Source organism: Occultella kanbiaonis (assembly GCF_009708215.1).
Classification (GTDB): domain Bacteria; phylum Actinomycetota; class Actinomycetes; order Actinomycetales; family Beutenbergiaceae; genus Occultella; species Occultella kanbiaonis.
In genome coordinates, this window is record NZ_CP046175.1 from 25,043 (window position 1) to 43,917 (window position 18,875).

13 protein-coding genes and 1 tRNA gene are annotated in these 18,875 nt (G+C 70.8%); 4 read left to right on the forward strand and 10 right to left on the reverse strand.

What is annotated here, in order from left to right; all coding sequences use genetic code 11:
- Window positions 1-10: 10 nt before the first annotated feature.
- Genes pknB through GKS42_RS00145 form a run of 7 tightly spaced genes read right to left on the reverse strand, consistent with a single transcriptional unit; the run spans window position 11 to window position 8,790 of the window.
- Window positions 11-1,837: a Stk1 family PASTA domain-containing Ser/Thr kinase gene (gene pknB / locus GKS42_RS00115; RefSeq protein ID WP_154791987.1), complete on the reverse strand. Its 1,827-nt coding sequence runs from the start codon at window positions 1,835-1,837 to the stop codon at window positions 11-13.
- The gene (locus GKS42_RS26140; RefSeq protein ID WP_154791988.1) at window positions 1,838-3,361 is read right to left on the reverse strand and encodes a serine/threonine-protein kinase; all 1,524 of its coding nucleotides are present in this window, start codon (window positions 3,359-3,361) and stop codon (window positions 1,838-1,840) included.
- A complete protein-coding gene (locus GKS42_RS00125; RefSeq protein WP_154791989.1) occupies window positions 3,358-4,818 on the reverse strand; it encodes a peptidoglycan D,D-transpeptidase FtsI family protein in 1,461 nt (486 codons plus the stop codon). Before GKS42_RS00125 ends, GKS42_RS26140 begins: the two co-directional genes overlap by 4 nt.
- Window positions 4,815-6,299, reverse strand: coding sequence for an FtsW/RodA/SpoVE family cell cycle protein (locus GKS42_RS00130; RefSeq protein ID WP_154791990.1), 1,485 nt, complete (start codon window positions 6,297-6,299; stop codon window positions 4,815-4,817). Before GKS42_RS00130 ends, GKS42_RS00125 begins: the two co-directional genes overlap by 4 nt.
- Window positions 6,299-7,582: a PP2C family protein-serine/threonine phosphatase gene (locus GKS42_RS00135; protein WP_154791991.1), complete on the reverse strand. Its 1,284-nt coding sequence runs from the start codon at window positions 7,580-7,582 to the stop codon at window positions 6,299-6,301. Before GKS42_RS00135 ends, GKS42_RS00130 begins: the two co-directional genes overlap by 1 nt.
- A gap of 5 nt (window positions 7,583-7,587) precedes the next feature.
- Complete coding sequence (locus GKS42_RS00140) at window positions 7,588-8,076, reverse strand: FHA domain-containing protein FhaB/FipA (RefSeq protein ID WP_163541726.1); 489 nt, start codon at window positions 8,074-8,076, stop codon at window positions 7,588-7,590.
- A 9-nt stretch (window positions 8,077-8,085) separates the two neighbouring features.
- Window positions 8,086-8,790: an FHA domain-containing protein gene (locus GKS42_RS00145; protein WP_154791992.1), complete on the reverse strand. Its 705-nt coding sequence runs from the start codon at window positions 8,788-8,790 to the stop codon at window positions 8,086-8,088.
- A 254-nt stretch (window positions 8,791-9,044) separates the two neighbouring features.
- Between GKS42_RS00145 and GKS42_RS00150 the strand changes: the two genes are divergently transcribed.
- A tRNA-Leu gene (locus GKS42_RS00150) sits at window positions 9,045-9,128 on the forward strand.
- A gap of 135 nt (window positions 9,129-9,263) precedes the next feature.
- On the opposite strand, the gene GKS42_RS00155 is transcribed toward GKS42_RS00150, so the two are convergent.
- Complete coding sequence (locus GKS42_RS00155; protein ID WP_154791993.1) at window positions 9,264-11,633, reverse strand: Ig-like domain-containing protein; 2,370 nt, start codon at window positions 11,631-11,633, stop codon at window positions 9,264-9,266.
- A gap of 433 nt (window positions 11,634-12,066) precedes the next feature.
- Between GKS42_RS00155 and GKS42_RS00160 the strand changes: the two genes are divergently transcribed.
- The 3 genes from GKS42_RS00160 to GKS42_RS00170 all read left to right on the forward strand — a co-directional run bounded on the left by GKS42_RS00160 (window position 12,067) and on the right by GKS42_RS00170 (window position 17,783).
- On the forward strand, window positions 12,067-13,218 hold the full coding sequence (locus GKS42_RS00160; protein WP_154791994.1) for a substrate-binding domain-containing protein: 1,152 nt from the start codon (window positions 12,067-12,069) through the stop codon (window positions 13,216-13,218).
- A gap of 304 nt (window positions 13,219-13,522) precedes the next feature.
- Window positions 13,523-16,723, forward strand: coding sequence for a sugar-binding protein (locus tag GKS42_RS00165; RefSeq protein WP_154791995.1), 3,201 nt, complete (start codon window positions 13,523-13,525; stop codon window positions 16,721-16,723).
- Between the two features lie 94 nt (window positions 16,724-16,817).
- Window positions 16,818-17,783: an acetylxylan esterase gene (locus GKS42_RS00170; protein ID WP_354002691.1), complete on the forward strand. Its 966-nt coding sequence runs from the start codon at window positions 16,818-16,820 to the stop codon at window positions 17,781-17,783.
- 13 nt (window positions 17,784-17,796) lie between these two features.
- Here the strand turns inward: GKS42_RS00170 and GKS42_RS00175 are convergent, their stop codons facing one another.
- The gene (locus GKS42_RS00175; RefSeq protein WP_154791996.1) at window positions 17,797-18,213 is read right to left on the reverse strand and encodes a hypothetical protein; all 417 of its coding nucleotides are present in this window, start codon (window positions 18,211-18,213) and stop codon (window positions 17,797-17,799) included.
- Window positions 18,214-18,298: 85 nt separating this feature from the next.
- On the reverse strand, window positions 18,299-18,736 hold the full coding sequence (locus tag GKS42_RS00180) for a hypothetical protein (RefSeq protein WP_154791997.1): 438 nt from the start codon (window positions 18,734-18,736) through the stop codon (window positions 18,299-18,301).
- Window positions 18,737-18,875: the final 139 nt, after the last annotated feature.

Below are 18,875 nucleotides of genomic sequence, written 5' to 3' on the forward strand. Positions count from 1 at the left end.
CGCTCAGGGCCTACTGGTCGCCCTCTGCCGGGTCCGTGGTCGGGTCGGTGGCCGGCGGGTCCGTGGTCGGGTCGGTCGTTGGGTCCGTCGTGGGCGGGTCGGTCGTCGGCTCCTGCGTCGGTTCCGGGATCGAGACGATGAGCTCCACCACGGTGCCCTGCGGCACCGAGCCCTCCCGGTCCTGGTTGAGGACCACGCCGACCGGGCCCGGGTCCTCCTGGTTCGTCACGCGAGAGCTCAGGCCGAGTTCGGTGATGGTGTTCTGCGCCGCCTCGAGCTCCTGGCCGACGAGCGAGGGCAGGTCCACGTTCCCGGTGGCGAGGACGATCGTGATCGCATCCTCCGGGTTGGCCATGGTGCCGGCCTCCGGATCGGTGCGGATCGCCTCGTCCTGACCGAAGTCGGGACTGTTCTCGGTGGTGGTGCGGATGTTCGCGCCGCTGAAGCCGGCGTCGATGAGTTCCTGACGGGCCCGGTCCTGGCTCAGCCCGGAGACGTCCGGGATCTCGATCTCCCCGGGTCCGGAGGAGAACACCACGGTGACGTCGCTGCCCTCGTCGACGTCCTCGCCGGTGTCCGGCGTCCAGGACACCGCCTCGCCCTCGGGAATCTCCGGGTCGGTGACCGGCTCGCCGACCACGAGTTGCAGGCCAGTCCCATCCTCGGTGGCCACGGTCGCCGCGAGCGCCTCGCGCGCCTGCTCCTGCGTCATCGACGTCAGGTCCGGCACTTGCACGGTTGTGGGCTCGGTCGGTTCCTCGGGACGGTTCAGGGCGAGCAGGATGATGCCGATGATGGCGGCGACACCCACGATCGAGAGGATCCAGATCAGCGTCTTGTTGTTCTTGGGCTTCTCGTCCGGCTCTTCCTCCGGCTCGGCCACCGGCACGGGATCGGCGATCGCCGCGGCACCGAGGACCTGCGTGGCACCCGCTGCCGCCATCGGCACCGCGCCGAGCGGCGGCGCGCTGATGGCCTCCTGGCGTGCGGCGGCCTCGAGGTCGGCCCGGAACTGTGCCGCGGTCGAGTAGCGCTGCTCCCGGTCCTTGGTGAGCGCCAGCATGGTGATCCGGTCGAGCGACTCGGGCACGTCCGGCGCGAACGTGCTCGGCGTCGGGGGCTCCTCGCTGACGTGCTGGTAGGCGACCGCCACGGCGGAGTCGCCGATGAACGGCGGCCTGCCGGTGAGGAGCTCGAACAGCAGGCACCCGGTCGAGTACAGGTCCGAGCGGGCGTCGACGACCTCGCCGCGGGCCTGCTCCGGGGAGAGGTACTGCGCGGTGCCCACGACGGCGTGGGTCTGGGTCATCGTGGCGGCCGAGTCGGCCATGGCGCGGGCGATGCCGAAGTCCATCACCTTCACGGCGCCGGTCGGCGTCAGCATCACGTTCGCGGGCTTGATGTCGCGGTGCACGATGCCGGCGTGGTGGGAGTACTCGAGCGCGGCCAGGACGCCCTGGGTGATCTCGATGGCCTCGTCGATGGGTAGCGCGGAGCCGTCCCGCAGGAGGTCACGGACCGTGTGGCCCTCGACGTACTCCATCACGATGAACGGGATCCGCACCTCCGCGCCGTCGATCCCGGTGCTGAGGTCCTCACCGGTGTCGTACACGGAGACGATCGCCGGGTGGTTGAGCGAGGCGGCGGCCTGGGCCTCGCGGCGGAACCGGGCGTGGAAACTGGGGTCGCGGGCTAGGTCCGGTCGGAGCATCTTGATCGCGACCGAGCGCCCGAGGCGGTTGTCCCGCCCGATGTGCACCTCGGCCATGCCGCCGCGACCGATCAGCTCGCCGACCTCGTAGCGACCGGCCAGCACTCGGGGAACGTCGTCTACCACTTAGCGTTCCTTCACTCTCTGGGATGGTCGATGCATTGCGGCTGCGAGCAGGGGCGACGCGATCGCCATGGACGCGTCAGCCTCCCATAGCCTACCGAGCCACAGCGCCACCACGGTCAGCACCGCAGCCATGGCCACGATTCCGGCGGCCCACCACCATCCGGAGCGGACCCACGCGATGAAGCCACCCGCGGCGTGTGCCGCGCCCAGGCGCTCGCGGTGGACGCCGACCGCGGGCCGGTTCGCGGCGGTCTGCCCGGTGCGGAGCGTGCGCCGGGTCGGCACCGGGCCGGCGACGGCGGCCGGTCCGGTTGCGGAGATCGCAGGCACCGGGATGGGGGGCGTGGTGGGAGCGGCCGGGTCGACCTGGGACAGGGGCCGCCACCGCGGCCGGGCCGGCGGCTCGTCGGTGTCGTCGCCGTCCCAGTCCTCGTCGTCGTCCCGGTCCTCGTCGGTGTCGTCGCCGTGGTCGGTCCGGGCGGTGTTGTCGAGGTCGGTGTGACTGTCACCGTCGGCCTGGGCGGCTGTGCCCGCCTCGACGGCTGTGCCCGCAGCCACGGCCCCGCCCGCAGCCACGGCTCCGGCGTCGGGCCGGGGCTCCTCGGCGAACCAGACCTGGGTGAGGGCACCGGACCGGGGCGAGGAGTCGCCGTCGGGCTCGGTGATCAACGCGGCCGGCCGCTCGGCCGGTTCGATGATGACGTCCAGGTGGCCGGCGAGCTCCTCGAGCGAGCGGGCCAGCGAGGCGGCGCTGCGGGGCCGTTGCTCGGGGTCCTTCTCGAGCATCGCCATGACGACGTCGCGCACGCGGGCGTCGACCGTGTCCGGCAGCGCCGGTACCGGCTGGTTCACGTGTGCGAACGCGATGTCCACCTGCGAGCCACCGGTGAACGGCCGCTTTCCGACGAGCGCCTCGTAGGCGACCACGCCGAGCGCGTAGATGTCGCCGGCGCCGGTGGCGGCGCGGCCCATCGCCTGCTCCGGGGGCAGGTACTGGGCGGTGCCCATCACCATCCCGGCCGCGGTCATCGGGGCCTGGTTCGACCCGAGCGAGATCCCGAAGTCCGTGATCTTCACGTACCCGTCGGGGGTGATCAGGATGTTGGACGGTTTCACGTCCCGGTGCACCACCCCGGCCATGTGGGCGGTGTGCAGCGCCCGCGCGGTCTGGGCCAGGACCGGCAGCAGCTGGGCCGGCTCGAGGGTGCGCTCGCGCTCCAACAGGTCCGCGAGCGGCTCGCCCTGCACGAGTTCCATGATCAGGTAGCCGGAGCCGCTCTGCTCCCCGTAGTCGTACATCGCGGCGATGTTCTGGTGGGACAGGGCCGCCGAGTTCCGGGCCTCGGCCCGCAGGCGGTCCAGGAACGTCTTCTCCCCGGCGAACTCGGCCCGCAGGACCTTCGCGGCCACGCGGCGGCGCAGGTGCCGGTCGAGGGCGACCCACACCTCGCCCATGCCGCCGATGGCGATCCGGGACTGCAGCTCGTAGCGGTCGCCGAGGACCAGGCCGGCCGTCGGGATCATTCCGCCAGCACCGCCTGGATCACGGCGCGGGCGATCGGCGCCGCCACCTGGGCTCCGGTGGCCTCGTCACCGAGCTGGCCGCCGTCCTCGACCACGACGGCCACGGCCACCTCCGGCGCATCCGCCGGCGCGAACGACGTGAACCACGCGTCCGGGGCGACGTCGTCGGCCAGCCCGGTCTCGGCGGTCCCGGTCTTGCCAGCTACCTGGACTCCGGAGATCTGCGCCGGGTGCCCGGTGCCGTTCTCGACGACGTTGACCATCATGTCGGTCATCTGCGCGGCGGTCGTGGCGGACATCGGGGTGGCCCACTCCCGCGGCGACGCGCTGTAGGTCAGCTGCAGGTTCGGCCCGCGCTCGGCTGCCACCAGATACGGCTCCATGATCACGCCGTCGTTCGCGACCGCGGCCGAGACCATGGCCATCTGCAGCGGGGTGACCCGGGTGTCGAACTGGCCGATCGCCGTCATCGCGGTCTGCGCCGGGTCCAGGTCCTCACCGATGGTCGACGGCGTGACGCTCAGCGGGATCTCGAGGTCACGTCCGAACCCGAACGCCTCCGTCTGGGCGGTGAGTGCGTCCGCGCCGAACTCCACCCCGAGGGCCGCGAACGGTGTGTTGCAGGAGACCTGGAGCGCGTAGGTGAGCGTCACCGTGTCCTCGGCCGTGCACGGTCCGCCGCCCGGGTTGCGGATGTAGGTGTCCTGCGTGCCAGGCAGCAGGAACTCGGTCGGTGCCGGCACCTGGGAGTCGGGCGTGTACTCGCCGGACTCGAGGGCCATCGCCACGTCGATGAGCTTGAAGGTGGACCCGGCGGGGTAGAGGTCGCCCCCGATTGTCCGGTTGAACAGCGGATCCGACGGATCTGCGAGGAGCGCCTGGTACGCCGCGGTCACCTCGGCCGAGGTGTGCCCGGCGAGGACGTTCGGGTCGAACGTCGGCTTGGACACCATGGCCAGGATCGCACCCGTGTTCGGGTCGAGCGCCACGATCGCACCGTTGTTGTCTCCAAGGGCGTCCCACGCGGCCTGCTGCACCACCGGGTCGAGCGTCAGCTCCACCGTGCCGCCCTGCTGCTCGGCACCGGTGAACAGGGCCCGGATCCGGGCCAGCAGCAGCGAGTCGTCGGTGCCGTTCAGGACCGTGTTCGCGGCCTGTTCGATGCCGCTCAGGCTGTACATGCCGTAGTAGCCGGTGACCGGTGCGTACAGCGGGCCGTTCGCGTAGGTGCGCTGGAACCCGAAGGCGTCGTCGACCGGCACCGAGTAGGCGACGGACGTGCCGTCGACCACGATCGGGCCGCGGTCGTGCCCGTAGTCGCGATAGAGGGTGCGCACGTTGCGGGCGTCGTTGTTCAGTGAGTTCGCCTGGAAGAACTGGACCCAGGTAGCGCCGCCCATGAGGGCGAAGAACATGACCACGATCACGATGCTGAGCTTGCGCAGGGGTGAGTTCATGGGCGTTCCACCACCTCGGTGTGCTGATCGTCGGAGGCGAACTGGCCGGTGTCGGTGACGTCGCGGTCCCGGGCCCGAGGCTCGGCGTCCCCGGGCACGACCTCGAGGGAGGTCTCGGTCGACACCAGACCGCCGCCACCCTCGCCGGCGGGGCGACGGGCGCCGTCGGACATTCGCAGCAGCAGGCCGACCACTATCCAGTTCGCCACCAGTGACGAGCCACCGCTGGCCAGGAACGGCATGGTCAGACCGGTGAGTGGGATGAGCCGGGTCACGCCGCCCACCACGACGAAGCACTGCAGGGCCACGACGAAGGACAGGCCGGAGGCGAGCAGCTTGCCGAACCCGTCCCGCAGGCCGATGCTCGTGCGGATGCCGCGCTGGATGAGGATCAGGTAGAGCATCAGGATCGCCATCACGCCGGTCAGGCCGAGTTCCTCGCCGAGCGAGGCCATGATGAAGTCGGAGTTCGCGTACGGCACCAGGTCCGGGAAGCCCTCGCCCCAGCCGGTCCCGAACAGGCCGCCGCTGGCCATCCCGAACAGGCCGCGGACGAGTTGACCCGAGCCGCCGGGGTCCCGGTTGTAGATCTCCGGGTCGAGGGCGTTCAGCCAGACGTCGACGCGCGCCCCGACGTGTCCGAAGACGTTGGCCGCGAGGACCGCACCGGCCGCGAACATGAGCAGCCCGATCAGGATCCAGCTCCACCGCTCGGTGGCCACGTAGAGCATCGCGACGAACAGCCCGAAGAACAGCAGCGAGCTCCCGAGGTCGGTCTGGCGCACCAGCACGAGGATGCTGACCGCCCACGCGAGCACGATCGGCCCGAAGTCACGCAGCCGCGGCAGTTGCAGCCCAAGGATCTTCGGCCCGGCCAGGGTGAGCACGTCCCGATGGGTGACCAGGTAGCCGGCGAAGAACACGGCGAGGGCGATCTTGGCGAACTCGGCCGGCTGCACCGAGAACGGCCCGACCCGGATCCAGACCTGGGCGCCGTTGATGTTCACGCCGAGGCCGGGGAGCATCGGCAGCACCAGCAGGACCAGACCGACGATCATCGCGGTGTAGGTGTAGCGGCGCAGGGTGCGGTGATCGCGGAGCAGGATCAGGACGGCGGCCGCACAGGCGGCGCCGATGATCGTCCAGAGTTCCTGGCGGTCGCCGAAGCCGGCGGTCAGGCCGCGGGCGTCCAGGCGCAGGTCGATCCGGTGGATCATCGCAAGCCCGATGCCGTTCAGGGCCATCACGATCGGCAGGATGAGCGGATCCGCATAGGGCGCGCGCCAGCGCAGGATCAGGTGGAGCCCGACGGCGATGACGGCGAGCGTTGCCGCGTAGCCCCCGAAGCCGGCCGGCAGGGCGCCGCCGGTGGCCAGGCCGACCAGTGCGTAGCCGCCGATGCCCAGCGTCAGGGCGAGGAGCAGCAGAGGGATCTCCACGCCGCGCCCGGTGCGGACCCTGCTCGGGGCGACGGTAGCCATCAGGGTTCCTCGGTCGTCTGCGCCCGGAGGTCCTCGACGATCGTCTCGGCGTCGGCCAGGGAGGTCGCCGCGATCACGTCCTCGACCCGGGTCCGGGCGAACGCGGGCAGGTCGTCCAGAGCGATCGTCGTCGTCTCGTGCACGTGGGACAGTTCGAGCGGGCCGAGGGACTGCGGGATGCCCTGGTAGATCGCGACCTGATCGGCGTTCGGCGCCACGAAGTACTGGGTCTGCGCCCAGCGATAGCCGAGGGTGAGCGCACCTGCGACCAGGGCGAGCGCGACGAGGACCCAGATGCCCACCCGAAGGGCGCGCCGGCGCGGCGGCTCGAGGGCGAGCACGGCCTCCTCGGCCGCACGTTCGTCCTCTGCGTCGTCGTCGAGGTAGCGCTCGCCGTCCGCCGCGGAGTCGGGGCCGTCGCCCACCCGGGCGGGACGGCCGGTGGAGCGGGTGAGCGCGGCGGCCCGGGCCGCCGCGCTGTCGCCGCCGCGGGTCGGCTTGGACCGGTCGACGGCGGCCGCCCCCACGATCATCGGCGTGTTCTCGGGCAGTTCGTCCGTCTCGACGACGTCGGCGAGCACGATCGTGATGTTGTCCTGGCCGCCGGCGCGCAGGGCCAGGTCGATCAGGGCGTCGGCGCAGTCGCCGAGATCGGTGATGGACCGCACGGTCTCGGCGATCGTCTCCGCGGAGACGTAGGACGAGAGGCCGTCGGAGCAGAGCAGCCAGCGGTCCCCGGCGCGGGCCTCCCGCACCGACTCGTCCAGCTCCGGCTCGGCGGCGTCGTCACCCAGGACGCGCAGCAGCACCGAACGGTGCGGGTGCTGCTCCGCCTCCTCCGGGGTGAGCTGTCCGAGATCCACCAGGTGCTGCACGAACGTGTGGTCGGCGGTGACCTGGACGAGTTCGTCGTCGCGCAGCAGGTAGGCGCGCGAGTCGCCGACGTGCACCATGCCGAGCTTGCGCCCGGAGCGCAGCAGGGCGATCACGGTGGTGCCGAGGCCGGCGAGCTCCGGCTTGGCGTCGGAGTACTCGACGAGGTCGGTGTGCGCGGCGCTGACCGCCCGGCGCAACTGATCCACGAGGTCGTCGCCGCCGTGGGCCTCCCCGTCCAGCGGCGCCAGGTGCGCCACGGCCACGGAGGAGGCGATGTCACCGCCGGCCGGTCCACCCATGCCGTCGGCGAGCACCAGCAGGTGCGGGCCGGCGTATCCGGAGTCCTGGTTCACGGAGCGGACCAGACCCACATCGGAGCGGGCGACGTATCTGAGGGTGAGGGTCACGTGGCCTACCGGTGCAGTTCGATGACGGTCTGGCCGATCCGGATCGGCGTTCCGATCGTCACCGGTATCGGACCGTGGACGCGGTGCGCGCCGAGGTACGTGCCGTTCCGGGACTCGAGGTCCTCGACGAACCACTGACCGTCCTCGGGGAAGATCCGGGCGTGCCGGTTCGAGGCGTAGTCGTCGTCGAGGACGAGGGTGGACGACGGCGCGCGGCCGATCAGGACCGACGACTGGCCGAGCTTGAGCGTGGTGCCGCTGAGCGGGCCCGCGGTCACGCGGATCGTCGACGGAGCCCCACGAGAGGCGCGCGAGGAGCGTTGGTTCGCTCCGCCGTCGGGCGCCGGCCGGCGCGAGCCGGTGAGCACCGAGCCACGCGCGATGACGCGGGTCCCGAAGATGTCCCGGCGCAGCACGGACACCGCGGAGAGCACCAGCAGCCAGAGCACCACCAGGTAGCCCACCCGCAACAGGGTGACGATCAGTTCGCTCACGAGGGGCCCTCAGCGGCCGTCGCCGTCGTCGGCGCCGGTCCAGAAGAGGATGCGGGTCCGTCCGATGGTGAGGGTGTTGCCGTCGACGAGCGTGGCGGCCGCGACCTGGTGCCCCTCGACGAATGTGCCGTTGGTGGACCCGAGGTCGCTCGCGATCACGCCGTCCGAGGTGATCCGGATCTCCAGGTGCCGCCGTGAGACGCCGGAGTCGTCGACGATGATGTCCGCCTCCGAGCCGCGGCCGATCACGGTCACCGGGCCGGTGAGGAGGTAGCGCTGGCCGTCGATGTCTACGATCGGGTGGCGTGTCGTGGCGGTCGAGGTGGCCGGCGCGACGGCGCCCCGTCGGGAGCTGGAGCGGACCTTGAAGCGGCCCGGCTCCAGGTCCTCGGACTGGTCGAACTCGACCTCCACCGGTCCCACGAACACGTAGTTCTGGCTCGTTGCGTGGTCCGTGGCGGCGGCGATCATCTCGTCCGCCATCGCGTCCTCGCCCCAGTCCAGGACCTGGTCGTAGTCCTTCGGCGAGAGTTCCACCACGAACGTGTTCGGGACCACGGTGCGGCCGCGGGACAGCGCGGCGGTGCGATCGTCCATGTCCCGGCGGATGGCGCTGGCGATCTCCACCGGCTTCAGCTCGGACCGGAACGCCTTCGCGAACGCGTTGTTGACGACTCGTTCGACACCCTTCTCGAAACGGTCCAGCACTCCCATGGCGCACCTCCTCCCTAGTGTCGGTGGGCCGGCGGCCCACTGTGTGGTTGCTCACTGGCACCCGCTGCGCACCTCGGCGGGCACACGGCGATTGCAGGCGAACGCCCACTCGTTACACCAGATCGTAAACGTCGCAGGGCCATGGCGGGGTGAGGCGGGCCCGGACGGCGTCCACGCATGGCCGAGTCGGCGCGTGTGCCGTGATAATCTACGGAACGCTGATCGAGGTGGCGTGCCACCGAGTGACGCGGCGCGCGCGAGTGGCGGAATAGGCAGACGCGCACGGTTCAGGTCCGTGTGCCCGAAAGGGCGTGGGGGTTCAACTCCCCCCTCGCGCACAAGAAGAAGCCGCAGAATCCCAACAGTTCCACGGGGATGCTGCGGCTTCCTTCATGTGCGGGCAGCGCCAGAGGCGTCGCTCTCGTGGAGTGCTCGCCACGAGAACGACGCCGGGAACGTCGGGGTCGGGCGAGTCAGTTGCTCAACCTGACGTTGTGGAACGTGGCCGTCGCGTAGTTGGCGATCGCGTTGTCCTGCTGGTTGGCGTCGATCACCATGCCCACGAAGATCCGGTCCTGCATCGGGATCCGTTCGTAGCCGATCCTGGTCCACTGCAGCGAGTCCGGGCTCAGGTGCGCCTCGAACTCCGTGCCGCGCTTGACCAGACGGATCCACTGGGGCTCGAGGTCGAGCACCTCGTCCTCCTCGTAGGGGTAGGACCCGATGCTTGGCCCGGGCCCGTGGGACTGGATCCGCGTGACGTGTCCCTTGAGCCCGTCGCGAGCGACCTGAAGCCCGCCGGCGAAGTAGCGCGAGTTCTCATCGAGCGACTCGCGGAAGATGAACCCGGCGAAGACGCCGTCCCACGGACGGCTGACCGAGTCGATCCGACCCATGATCTCGACGGTGTCGTCGCTGCCCGCCGCGATCTCCTGGTACAGGAACTGGAAGGCGTCGGTCCGGCCGCGCACCTTGCCCGAACCCGTGATCGTGACGTCACCGGAGGTGGGGTCCTGGTACGCCGAGCCTGCCAACGGCACGGCACCGACGTCCCGCGAGGTCCACGAGCCGGTCCGGGAGGTGAGGTTGACGTGGATCGGCACCGCGGTCGAGTGCACCTGGACGCCCCGGCTGTCGATCACCCGCGCCGACAGGTACCAGGTGCCGACCGGGGCGTCCCAGGTCACCCGGAAGGGCGACCTCAACGCTTCGCCGATCTTGACCTCGTTGGAGTAGAACTCCACGGCGGTGATCCTCGCGCCCTCCACACCGGTCGCCTCGGCGACCACGGTGACCGCCTGGGTGGCGGTCTCGGCCGACGTGACGAGGTCGTACTCGGGCCTGGTGAGGACCACCGACGGGTACTCGTGGACCGCGCCGGTGATGGCGTTCAGGTACTGCTCGAGGTTGCTGTAGCCGTCGCTGCCGATCGCGGTGCCGTCGGCCGGGTCCGCGGGATCGAGTCCGTGCTCGTTCTCCCAGTCGTCCGGGATGCCGTCGCCGTCGCCGTCGACCGGCGGGTCGCCGTCGGCCAGCACCGGGTAGCCTCCCACCTCGTTCTGGGAGTTGATCAACCGGCCGGTACCCGAGCGGACCTCGTTCAGGAGACGGGCGTCGACAGCGTCGTAGTAGGGCAGGCTCGCGCCGACACCTGCGAGCACGGCCTCGTAGGCGTCCTCGGCCGAGAGCGTCTCCGAGAGCGGGTGGGTGATCGTCGCGGGCGCGTCGAGCAGGTTGATCCCGCCACCCGGGACGTTCACGATCCCGCTCAGCTGCGGGGTCAGCGACGGGTCGGCCGCCTGACCCACGACCTGGTAGGAGATGCCGAGGGTGTTGTCATCGGTGACGTCGGGGTGACCCTCGACCGCGTTGCCCGACACGTACCAGTTGCCGCCCCGGTACGGCTCGATGATGTGTCGCTCGACCCCGCCCAGGGTGTCGGGACCCGGCTTGTAGTAGTTCCCGACGACGTTGATCCCCTCACACCACTCGGCGCCGTAGAGCGAGGTGAAGCCGTGGTTGTAGACCACGTTGTTGCGGTGGTCGACCCGCATCTCCATGTCCTCGGTGAAGCTGAAGCGCGGGTTGCGGCCGCCCTGGTGGACGAGGAGGTTGTGGTGGTAGGTGACGTTCTGGCCACCCCAGAGTCCGCCGTACCCGTGCAGCCCCTTGAGGTGCGCGGACATGGCCAGGCCCTCGTGGATGATGCAGTTGCTCACGGTGACGTCGTAGTTGCCGTACAACGACAGGCACTCGTCGATGCCCCAACCGATCGAGCAGTGATCGACGACGATGTTGCGGTGCCCGCGTCCGTTGAAGGTGTCGATGCCGCCGGGGTTGGCGCCGTCGCCGGCCCGCACGCGCAGGTACCGGACGATGACGTTGTCCGCGTCGATCTGGAACTCGTTGCCGATGATCGCGATCCCACCGCCCGGTGCGGTCTGCCCCGCGATCGTGGTGTTGTCGCCGGTCACGGTCAGCCCGGACTCCAGCGAGATCGTGCCGCCGACGTGGAAGACGATCGTGCGATTGCCCGCCGACAACGCCTCGCGCAGGCTCCCCTCGCCCGAGTCCTCGAGCGAGGTCACGGCGACGACCTCATGGCCGCGACCGCCCGTGGTGAACTTGCCTGCGCCCTCGCAGCCGGGGAACGCGGGAACCGTGTTGCCCACGACCGCGTCGGGCTGCGGCGGCATCGCGGCCCGTGGTCCGGGCTGCGGTGTGGCGGCAGCTGCGCGCACCGCACGCAGGCCGATGAGTGCCGTTCCCGTCAGGGCAACGCCTCCGAGAACGAAGTTGCGACGGTTCAGACCGTCCTGGGCGTGATCGGATCGTGCGGACATTCGTCCTCCTGTGCGCGGCATCGCGCGGGTGACTGTGCTCTGGCCGACGACGGCGCACCGGTCGGGCGCCCCGTCGCCTGTCGATCTTCGGTGAATAGAAAGTTAATGCTGCATGGTTATGAAGGCAACGAAAGGCTCGAATCCTCCCAGCATGTGGGACGGCTCCCCGCGAATGGCGCACACCGCGAAGGGCGCACACCGCGAGTGGCGCTCACCCCGGGTTGCCGTCACCGCGGTGATCGCGGTGCGGACTCGGAGGCGGCCGGGGCGCCGGTGGGTCCGCTCGCCGCGTCGGGACGGCGCCGCCTCGTTGCCGGCCGCCGAGGCCACCAGGGTCGGCGGCCTCGTCTACGCTGGCTTTAGCCTTTTTGACGCGTCAATTGGCGACATGATGACCTCAGTTCGTTCGTGACGGTCCAGCGGGAGGTGGCAGATGAGTGAACGGGATGGGGATCCGCGGGTCCCGCTGTATCAGAACGTGAAGTCCGAGCTGCTCCGCGCCATCGCTGCGGGCGAGTACACGCCGGGGGAGCCGTTCATCACGCAGCGCGAGATTCGCGAGCGGTTCGGCGTCAGCAACACGACCGCCGTCAAGGCGTTGAACGATCTCGTCGTCGACGGACTGCTGGTGCGCCGTCGCGGCAAGGGGACGTTCGTCGCCGAAGGCCCGCGGACGACGCGGCCAGCCGAGGACGGTGCCGACGCCTCGATCATGTGCGTGCTGTCGCTGCTGCACGACCGGAGCCCACATGCCGCACGCTTGATCCGCGGTGTGGAGGCGGTCTGCGCGGAGCTCGGCTACCGGATGTTCCTGTCCGACACGAAGGGGGATCCCGATCTCGAGGAGCGGGCGCTGCTGCGGGCCGCCCGCGGCGGCGCTTCCGGGGTGGTGCTGTACCCCGTGGAGGGCCGCGCGCCGCTGCCGGCCCTGGAGGGGATGCGCCGCCGAGGCGTCCCGATGGTGATGGTCGACCGATACCGGCAGGACGTGGTCGCCGACGCGGTGGTGGCGGATAACTTCGCCGTCGGCTTCCAGCTCACCGAGCACCTCATCGCCGCCGGCCACACGCGCATCGCGGTCCTGTGGGAGGAGACGGACTCCACGAGCGTCCGGGATCGCCTCGCCGGCCACCTCCAGGCGTTGCAACAGCACGGGATCCGGCAACGCCGCGAGCTCACGGTCCTGCGGCCCTACCTCGGTCCGCCCGCAGCCTCCCGGATCGAGACGGTCCGGGAGTTGCTGGCCCTGGCCGAACCACCCTCGGCGATCATGTGCGCGAACGGGTACGTGCTCGCCGGCGCGGTGCACGATCTCACCTCGCTCGGCGTGCAGATCCCCGACGAGATCGAGCTGGCCGGCATGGATGACGGCGGACCGCTGGAGCTGCCGCCCCTGACGCTCGTCTCGGCGATCCTGCCGTCGGAGGAGATCGGCCGCCGGGCCATGACGATCCTCGCGCGCCGCCTCGCGGAGCCGGACGCCGGGGACGTGGAGCACGTCGTGCTGCCGATCGGCGTCCGGATCCGGGACTCCTCGACCGGCCATCTCCGGGTGGTTCGTACGCAGGCACCGGGTCCGGCCTGACGGACCCGCACGGACGCCGCGACCCGCGGTCCCGCTGCCCGGACCGAACGATGTTCCGCGAGCTCGTGCGTGGGGCCGCTCGGGGCGCGGCGGTCGATCAACGATTGACACGTTAATAGGTCATGGGCAGGATGGGCGTTGCCGTCCGATCAGCGTTGTCCCTCGGTTGCACGCGTCACCGCCGGCAGTTGGACACCGTCGCGGCACGGCCACAGCCCGGCGCCTGCCGGAGCTGCCTGACCGCAAGGTTTCGCGAAGGAGCAACCGCATGAAACCGTCGAGACCACCCGGGATCACCCAAGGGGTGAGACGCCCACTGGCCATCGCGGCCGCCGCCGCGGTGGGCGCGGCCGTCCTGGTCGCCCCCGCCGTGCCCGCCGCGGCCGATGACGCCGTCGTCACCGCCTCGATCACGTTCGACGACCCGCCGGTCGACGAGGGGATCACCGCCTGGACCGGCGACGCCGGCCGAGGAACGTGGCTCGAGGTCGGTGGCCTACCAGCGCTGCAGACCAACCCCTCGATCGGCAACACCTACATCTACAACGACGTCGACGACGCCCTGACCAACGGTGGCACCAACACCGTCCGGATCACGGTGGAGTACTACGACGCGGCCATCTCCGGCGGATCCTGGGACGTGACCTACGACTCGGCGACCAACCCATGGCGGGCGCTGCCCGCGGTCCCGCTCACCGGAAGCAACACCTGGCGGACCGAGGAGTTCACGGTCACCGACGCCCGGCTGTCGAACCGTGAGAACGGGGCGGACCTGCGGATCGGGACCGGCACGTCGGCGATCGCGTTCCGCAGCGTGACCGTCGAGCGGCTCGTCGACGCCCCGGCCCTGAGCCTGCGCACGCCCGGCAACATCTTCGTCACCGGCACCCCGCCGAAGGTCGACTTCACCGCCGCCCCCGACGCCCGCGTCGACTACCGCGTCTACGACGTCGACAACAACCATGTGACCCAGGGGGTCGCCACCAACACCGACGGCGCCGGGACGATCCAGATCGGCACGCTGCCCGAGGGGTACTACCGGCTCCGGGCCACGGCGACCATCAACGGTCAGGCGTCCCTGCCGGCCGAGACGACGCTGGCCGTCGTCGCTCCGCAGCCGGACGCCGCGAACTCCCCGTTCGCCGCTGCCGTGTCGCACCGCCAACTGCCGCCCGGCAGCGCCCCGCTGGCGGCGCTGGCCGGTGACTCCTACTACCGGCCCTCGCTGACGTGGACGGCCATGGAGCGCACCGCCGGCGTCTACACCTACCCGACGGCGTGGCAGCAGCAGACCATCGAGGCGCGCGACGCCGGCCTGGCGCCGATGCCGATCTGCGCCTACACCAACCCGATGTACGACAACGACGCCACCCCGTACACGGACGCCGGACGGGCGGCGTTCGCCGACTACTGCGTCGCGCTGCTCGACGGGTACGTCGACCTCGGCAACCCGGCCCCCGCCGTCGAGGTCTACAACGAGTTCAACGCCGGATTCGGCGACCGTGGCGACGGGCCCGCGAACTCCCTGCCGGAGTACTACTTCCCGCTGCTGCAGGCGACCTATCAGGCCGTGAAGGCGGCGCACCCGGACACGCTCGTGGTGGGCCCGGCCACGAGCTGGCCGGACCTGGGCTGGCTCGAGACCCTGTTCGCGCTCGGCGCCCTCGACTACATGGATGTCGTGTCCGTCCACTACCCGGGCGACCCACCGGAGGCGGCCGTCGCGAACCTCGAGGCCGTCGACGCGCTCGTCCGCGAGTACAACAACGGCGAGAGCAAGCCGATCTGGGTCTCGGAGTGGGGCTGGTCGAGCCGGACCGGCAGCGTCGACGAGCACACCCAGGCGTCCTACGCCGCGCGGGCCGGGGTCATCGGGCTGACCCAGGGAGTCGAACGGAACTTCTGGTACGACTTCAACAACGACGGTCTCGACCCGGCCGACCACGAGAGCAACTTCGGTCTGCTGCGCAACGCCGCCGACCCGTTGGGAGCCCTGACGCCCAAGCCGTCCTACGCCGCTCACGCCACGATGAGCAGGCTGCTCACCGGCGCGACGTTCGAGGGTGCCCAGGAGGTCGCCGACGGGGTCACCGCGTACGGGTTCGGCACCGCCGGTGACGACAACCTCCTCGCGCTGTGGTCCACCTCCGGACCGCGGACCGTCACCATCGAGACCCGCGTGCCGGTCACCGTCGTCGAGATGTCCGGCCGGTCGCGCACGCTCACCCCGTATCTGCACGGTGTGGAACTGACGCTCACGGAGGATCCGGTGTACGTGATCGGCTCCGCGGACGCTTCCGACGTGACCGACGGCGGTCGGTTCGCCCTGACCGCGGCCGGCCCGACGCTCGCCGGCGACGACATCCAGCTGACCCTGGACGTGGACAAGGTCGGCGGCCCGCGCATGGACCTGGCCGTCACGGTCAACGAGCGCACCGTCCCGGTGCAGGTCGCCTCCGGCCAGGCGAGCGTGCAGATCCCGATCAGCATCCGGGACACCGGTCTGCTGGGCGCCCGGGGCCTGGTCGCCCTCGTGACGAACAACGGGACGCCGTTCGCCAGGCTGACCGCCGAGATCGACGTGCTCTCCACGCCGATCACCGTCAGTGCCGCACACACGCTGCGTGAGGACGCGGACGTGCTGTCGGTCTCGGTCACCAACGAGGTCGCGACCGACCAACCGGTCGGGGACCTGGCCTGGCAGCTCGGTGCCACCAACGGAACGGAGACGATCGGGATGCTGCCCGCCGGGCAGACCGTCACGCTCGACATCCCGACCACCGGGCTCACCTCGCCCGGCAGCCACCCGTGGTCGCTGAACCTGGCCATGCCGGACGCGGACACGATCACCGAGAACGGGTCGCTGGTCCTGGTCGACCCGGCCACCGTGACCGGACTGTCCCAGCGGACGATCACCGTCGACGGCGTCCCCGACGACCTGAGCGGGATCACACCGATCGATCTGGACGTCGACGGTGAGGTGCGACAGATCCCCGACTGGGGTGGTGCCACCGACCTTGGCGGCGACGTCTGGTGGACCTGGGACGAGGACAACCTCTACCTGACCGCGGCGATCACCGACAACGTGCACGCCCAGCCAGGGCTCAACGACACCATCTGGACCGGTGACAGCATCCAGTTCGGCGCCGTCGCCGGTGCGCCCGGGGAGGACCTGACCGGCTACTACGAGTACGGCCTCGCGCTGACCTCGCAGGGCCCGCAGGTGTTCCGGTGGAACGGCGGCGGCGGCATCCTGCCCAACGGGCCGGTCGACGCGGTCGACCTCGCGGTCACCCGCGACGAGGCCACGCGGACCACGGTCTACGAGATGGCGATGCCGTGGAGCGAACTCGCACCGTTCGACCCCGCCGACCGGCTGCTGGCTCTGTCGTTCCTCGTCAACGAGAACGACGGTGCCATTCGCCGAGGATGGTTGGAATGGGGCTCGGGGATCGGGACGGGGAAGAACCCCGCACTGTTCCCGAGCACCCGGCTCGACCCGTGACAGCGACGTGACGGGTGGGGCATCCGGAGTGTTGCCCCACCCGTCGCGTGCCGGCCCTGGCATCCTCGCTCCGACATCCTTCGAAGGAGAACACGTGCTCGTCGACATGCCGCTGGACCGCCTGCGTGCCTACCGGCCCGATCGCGACGAGCCCAGCGACTTCGACGCGTTCTGGGATGCGACCCTGACGCAGGCCCGGGCCGCCGCGACCGAGCCGACCTTCGCCCTGCTCGACTCCGAGCTGGTCACCGTCGACGTCTTCGACGTGACCTTCAGCGGATACGCCGGCCAACCGGTCAAGGGCTGGCTGCTCGTCCCGCGCCACCTCGACGGTCCGCTGCCGTGCGTCGTCGACCACATCGGCTACAACGGCGGACGGAGCCTGCCCCACGACTGGCTGGCCTGGAGTGCCGCCGGCTACGCCAACCTGGTCATGGACGTGCGCGGCCAGGGCAGCAAGTCCGGGCTCGTCGGCGCCACGGCGGACCCCGACCCGGTCGGCGCCCCGCAGGTGGGCGGGTTCCTGACCCGCGGCATCACCGAACCGGCCACCTACTACTACCGGCGGCTGTACGCCGACGCGGTGCGTGCGGTGGACGTCATGCGCGCCCACTCCCGCATCGACCCGGACCGGATCTTCGTGGCCGGCGGCAGCCAGGGCGGCGGCGTCGCGCTCGCCGTCGCGGGCCTCGAGCCCGGGCTGGCCGGGGTCATGATCAACGTGCCGTTCCTGTGCCACATCCGGCGCGCCACCGAGATCACCGTCGCCTCGCCCTACTCGGAGATCACGTCCTACCTCCAGACGCACCGCGCCGACGTCGAGCAGGTCTTCCACACGCTGAGCTACTTCGACGGCGTCAATCTGGCCGCGCGGGCGACCGCACCCGCGCTCTTCTCGGTCGGGCTCATGGACTCGACCTGTCCGCCGTCGACCGTGTTCGCCGCCTACAACCACTACGGCGCACAGGACAAGGAGATGGTCGTCTGGGCCTACAGCGGGCACGAGGGCGGGCAGGCCCAGCAACGGGCCGAGATGTACCGGTTCGCCCGGGAGCACTGAGCCGCGCGCCGCCTCAGAAGAAGCTGCCGAGACCCCACACGAGCGTCGTGGACAGGATCCCGACCAGGTAGCTCGCGCCGATGCCCGTGCCGGCGCCGGCCGCTCCCTTCGGACCGGGGCTGCGCAGCCCGATGACCCCGACGATGACCGCACCGACGGCGACGGCGACGCCCACGAGGGAGGCGATGCCGCTCACGAGGCCGTAGGTGGCGGGGCCCCAGCCCTGGCGGAGGAGGGTCGCCTGGATGATCGAGCTCACGATCGAGACCGCCACGGCCACGACACCGAGGATCAGCGAGATCCGGCCCTGCGGGTTGGTCGTCGAGCCAGGGCTGAGGATCGAGTCCGGGGCGTACGGCGATCCGGCGGCCGGGTAGTCGCCGGGCCGCCAGTTCCCGGGTGGGGTGGGGCCGGGTGCGTTCGTGCTCATGCGGGGATTCCTTCGTCGTCGATGGGCAAGCGGATCGGTCGACCCTGCCGGTCGTGCCGGGTCCAACGGGGCCGCCGGACGTTCGTCACAGGTACGCCGCCAGCGAGCCGACCACGCGTGGGACCAGCCAGAGGGCCACGAGGGTCAGCCCGATCCCGGCGCCGACGCCGGCCGCGCCTCGCGGGCCGCTCTGACGCAGTCCGTGGATCCCGGCACCCAGAGCGCCGAACGCAAGGATCAGCTGGACCCAGCCGCCCACTCGCAGCACCTGGAAGAAGGTCCGGCTGTAGGCGCCGGTGGTGAAGGCGATGTTCTCAGCGGCCTCGTAGGCGATCCAGCCGACCAGCGCCACGATCCCGAGCACGAGGGCGGTCCGCCCGGCGGAGTTCGCGGTGGACGCCGAGCCGCCGAGGGTCGCCGGGGCGTACGGGGAAACAGCCGGGCCATACGGGGACGCGGGATCCGGAGGTGGGTCGCCGGGCCGCCAGTCCCCTGGCCGTGCAGAACCTGTCGGGTCACTCACGTGGACTCCTTCGTCGTCGGCCGGTCCCGGACAGGGAACCAACCCACCGCCGATCTGTCGAGGACCGCCGTGGGCAGGAGTGCCCATCGCCGGCGAGGAGCCCCGCCCGGCTGTGGTTGTCGGTGCCGCGAGCCGCCCT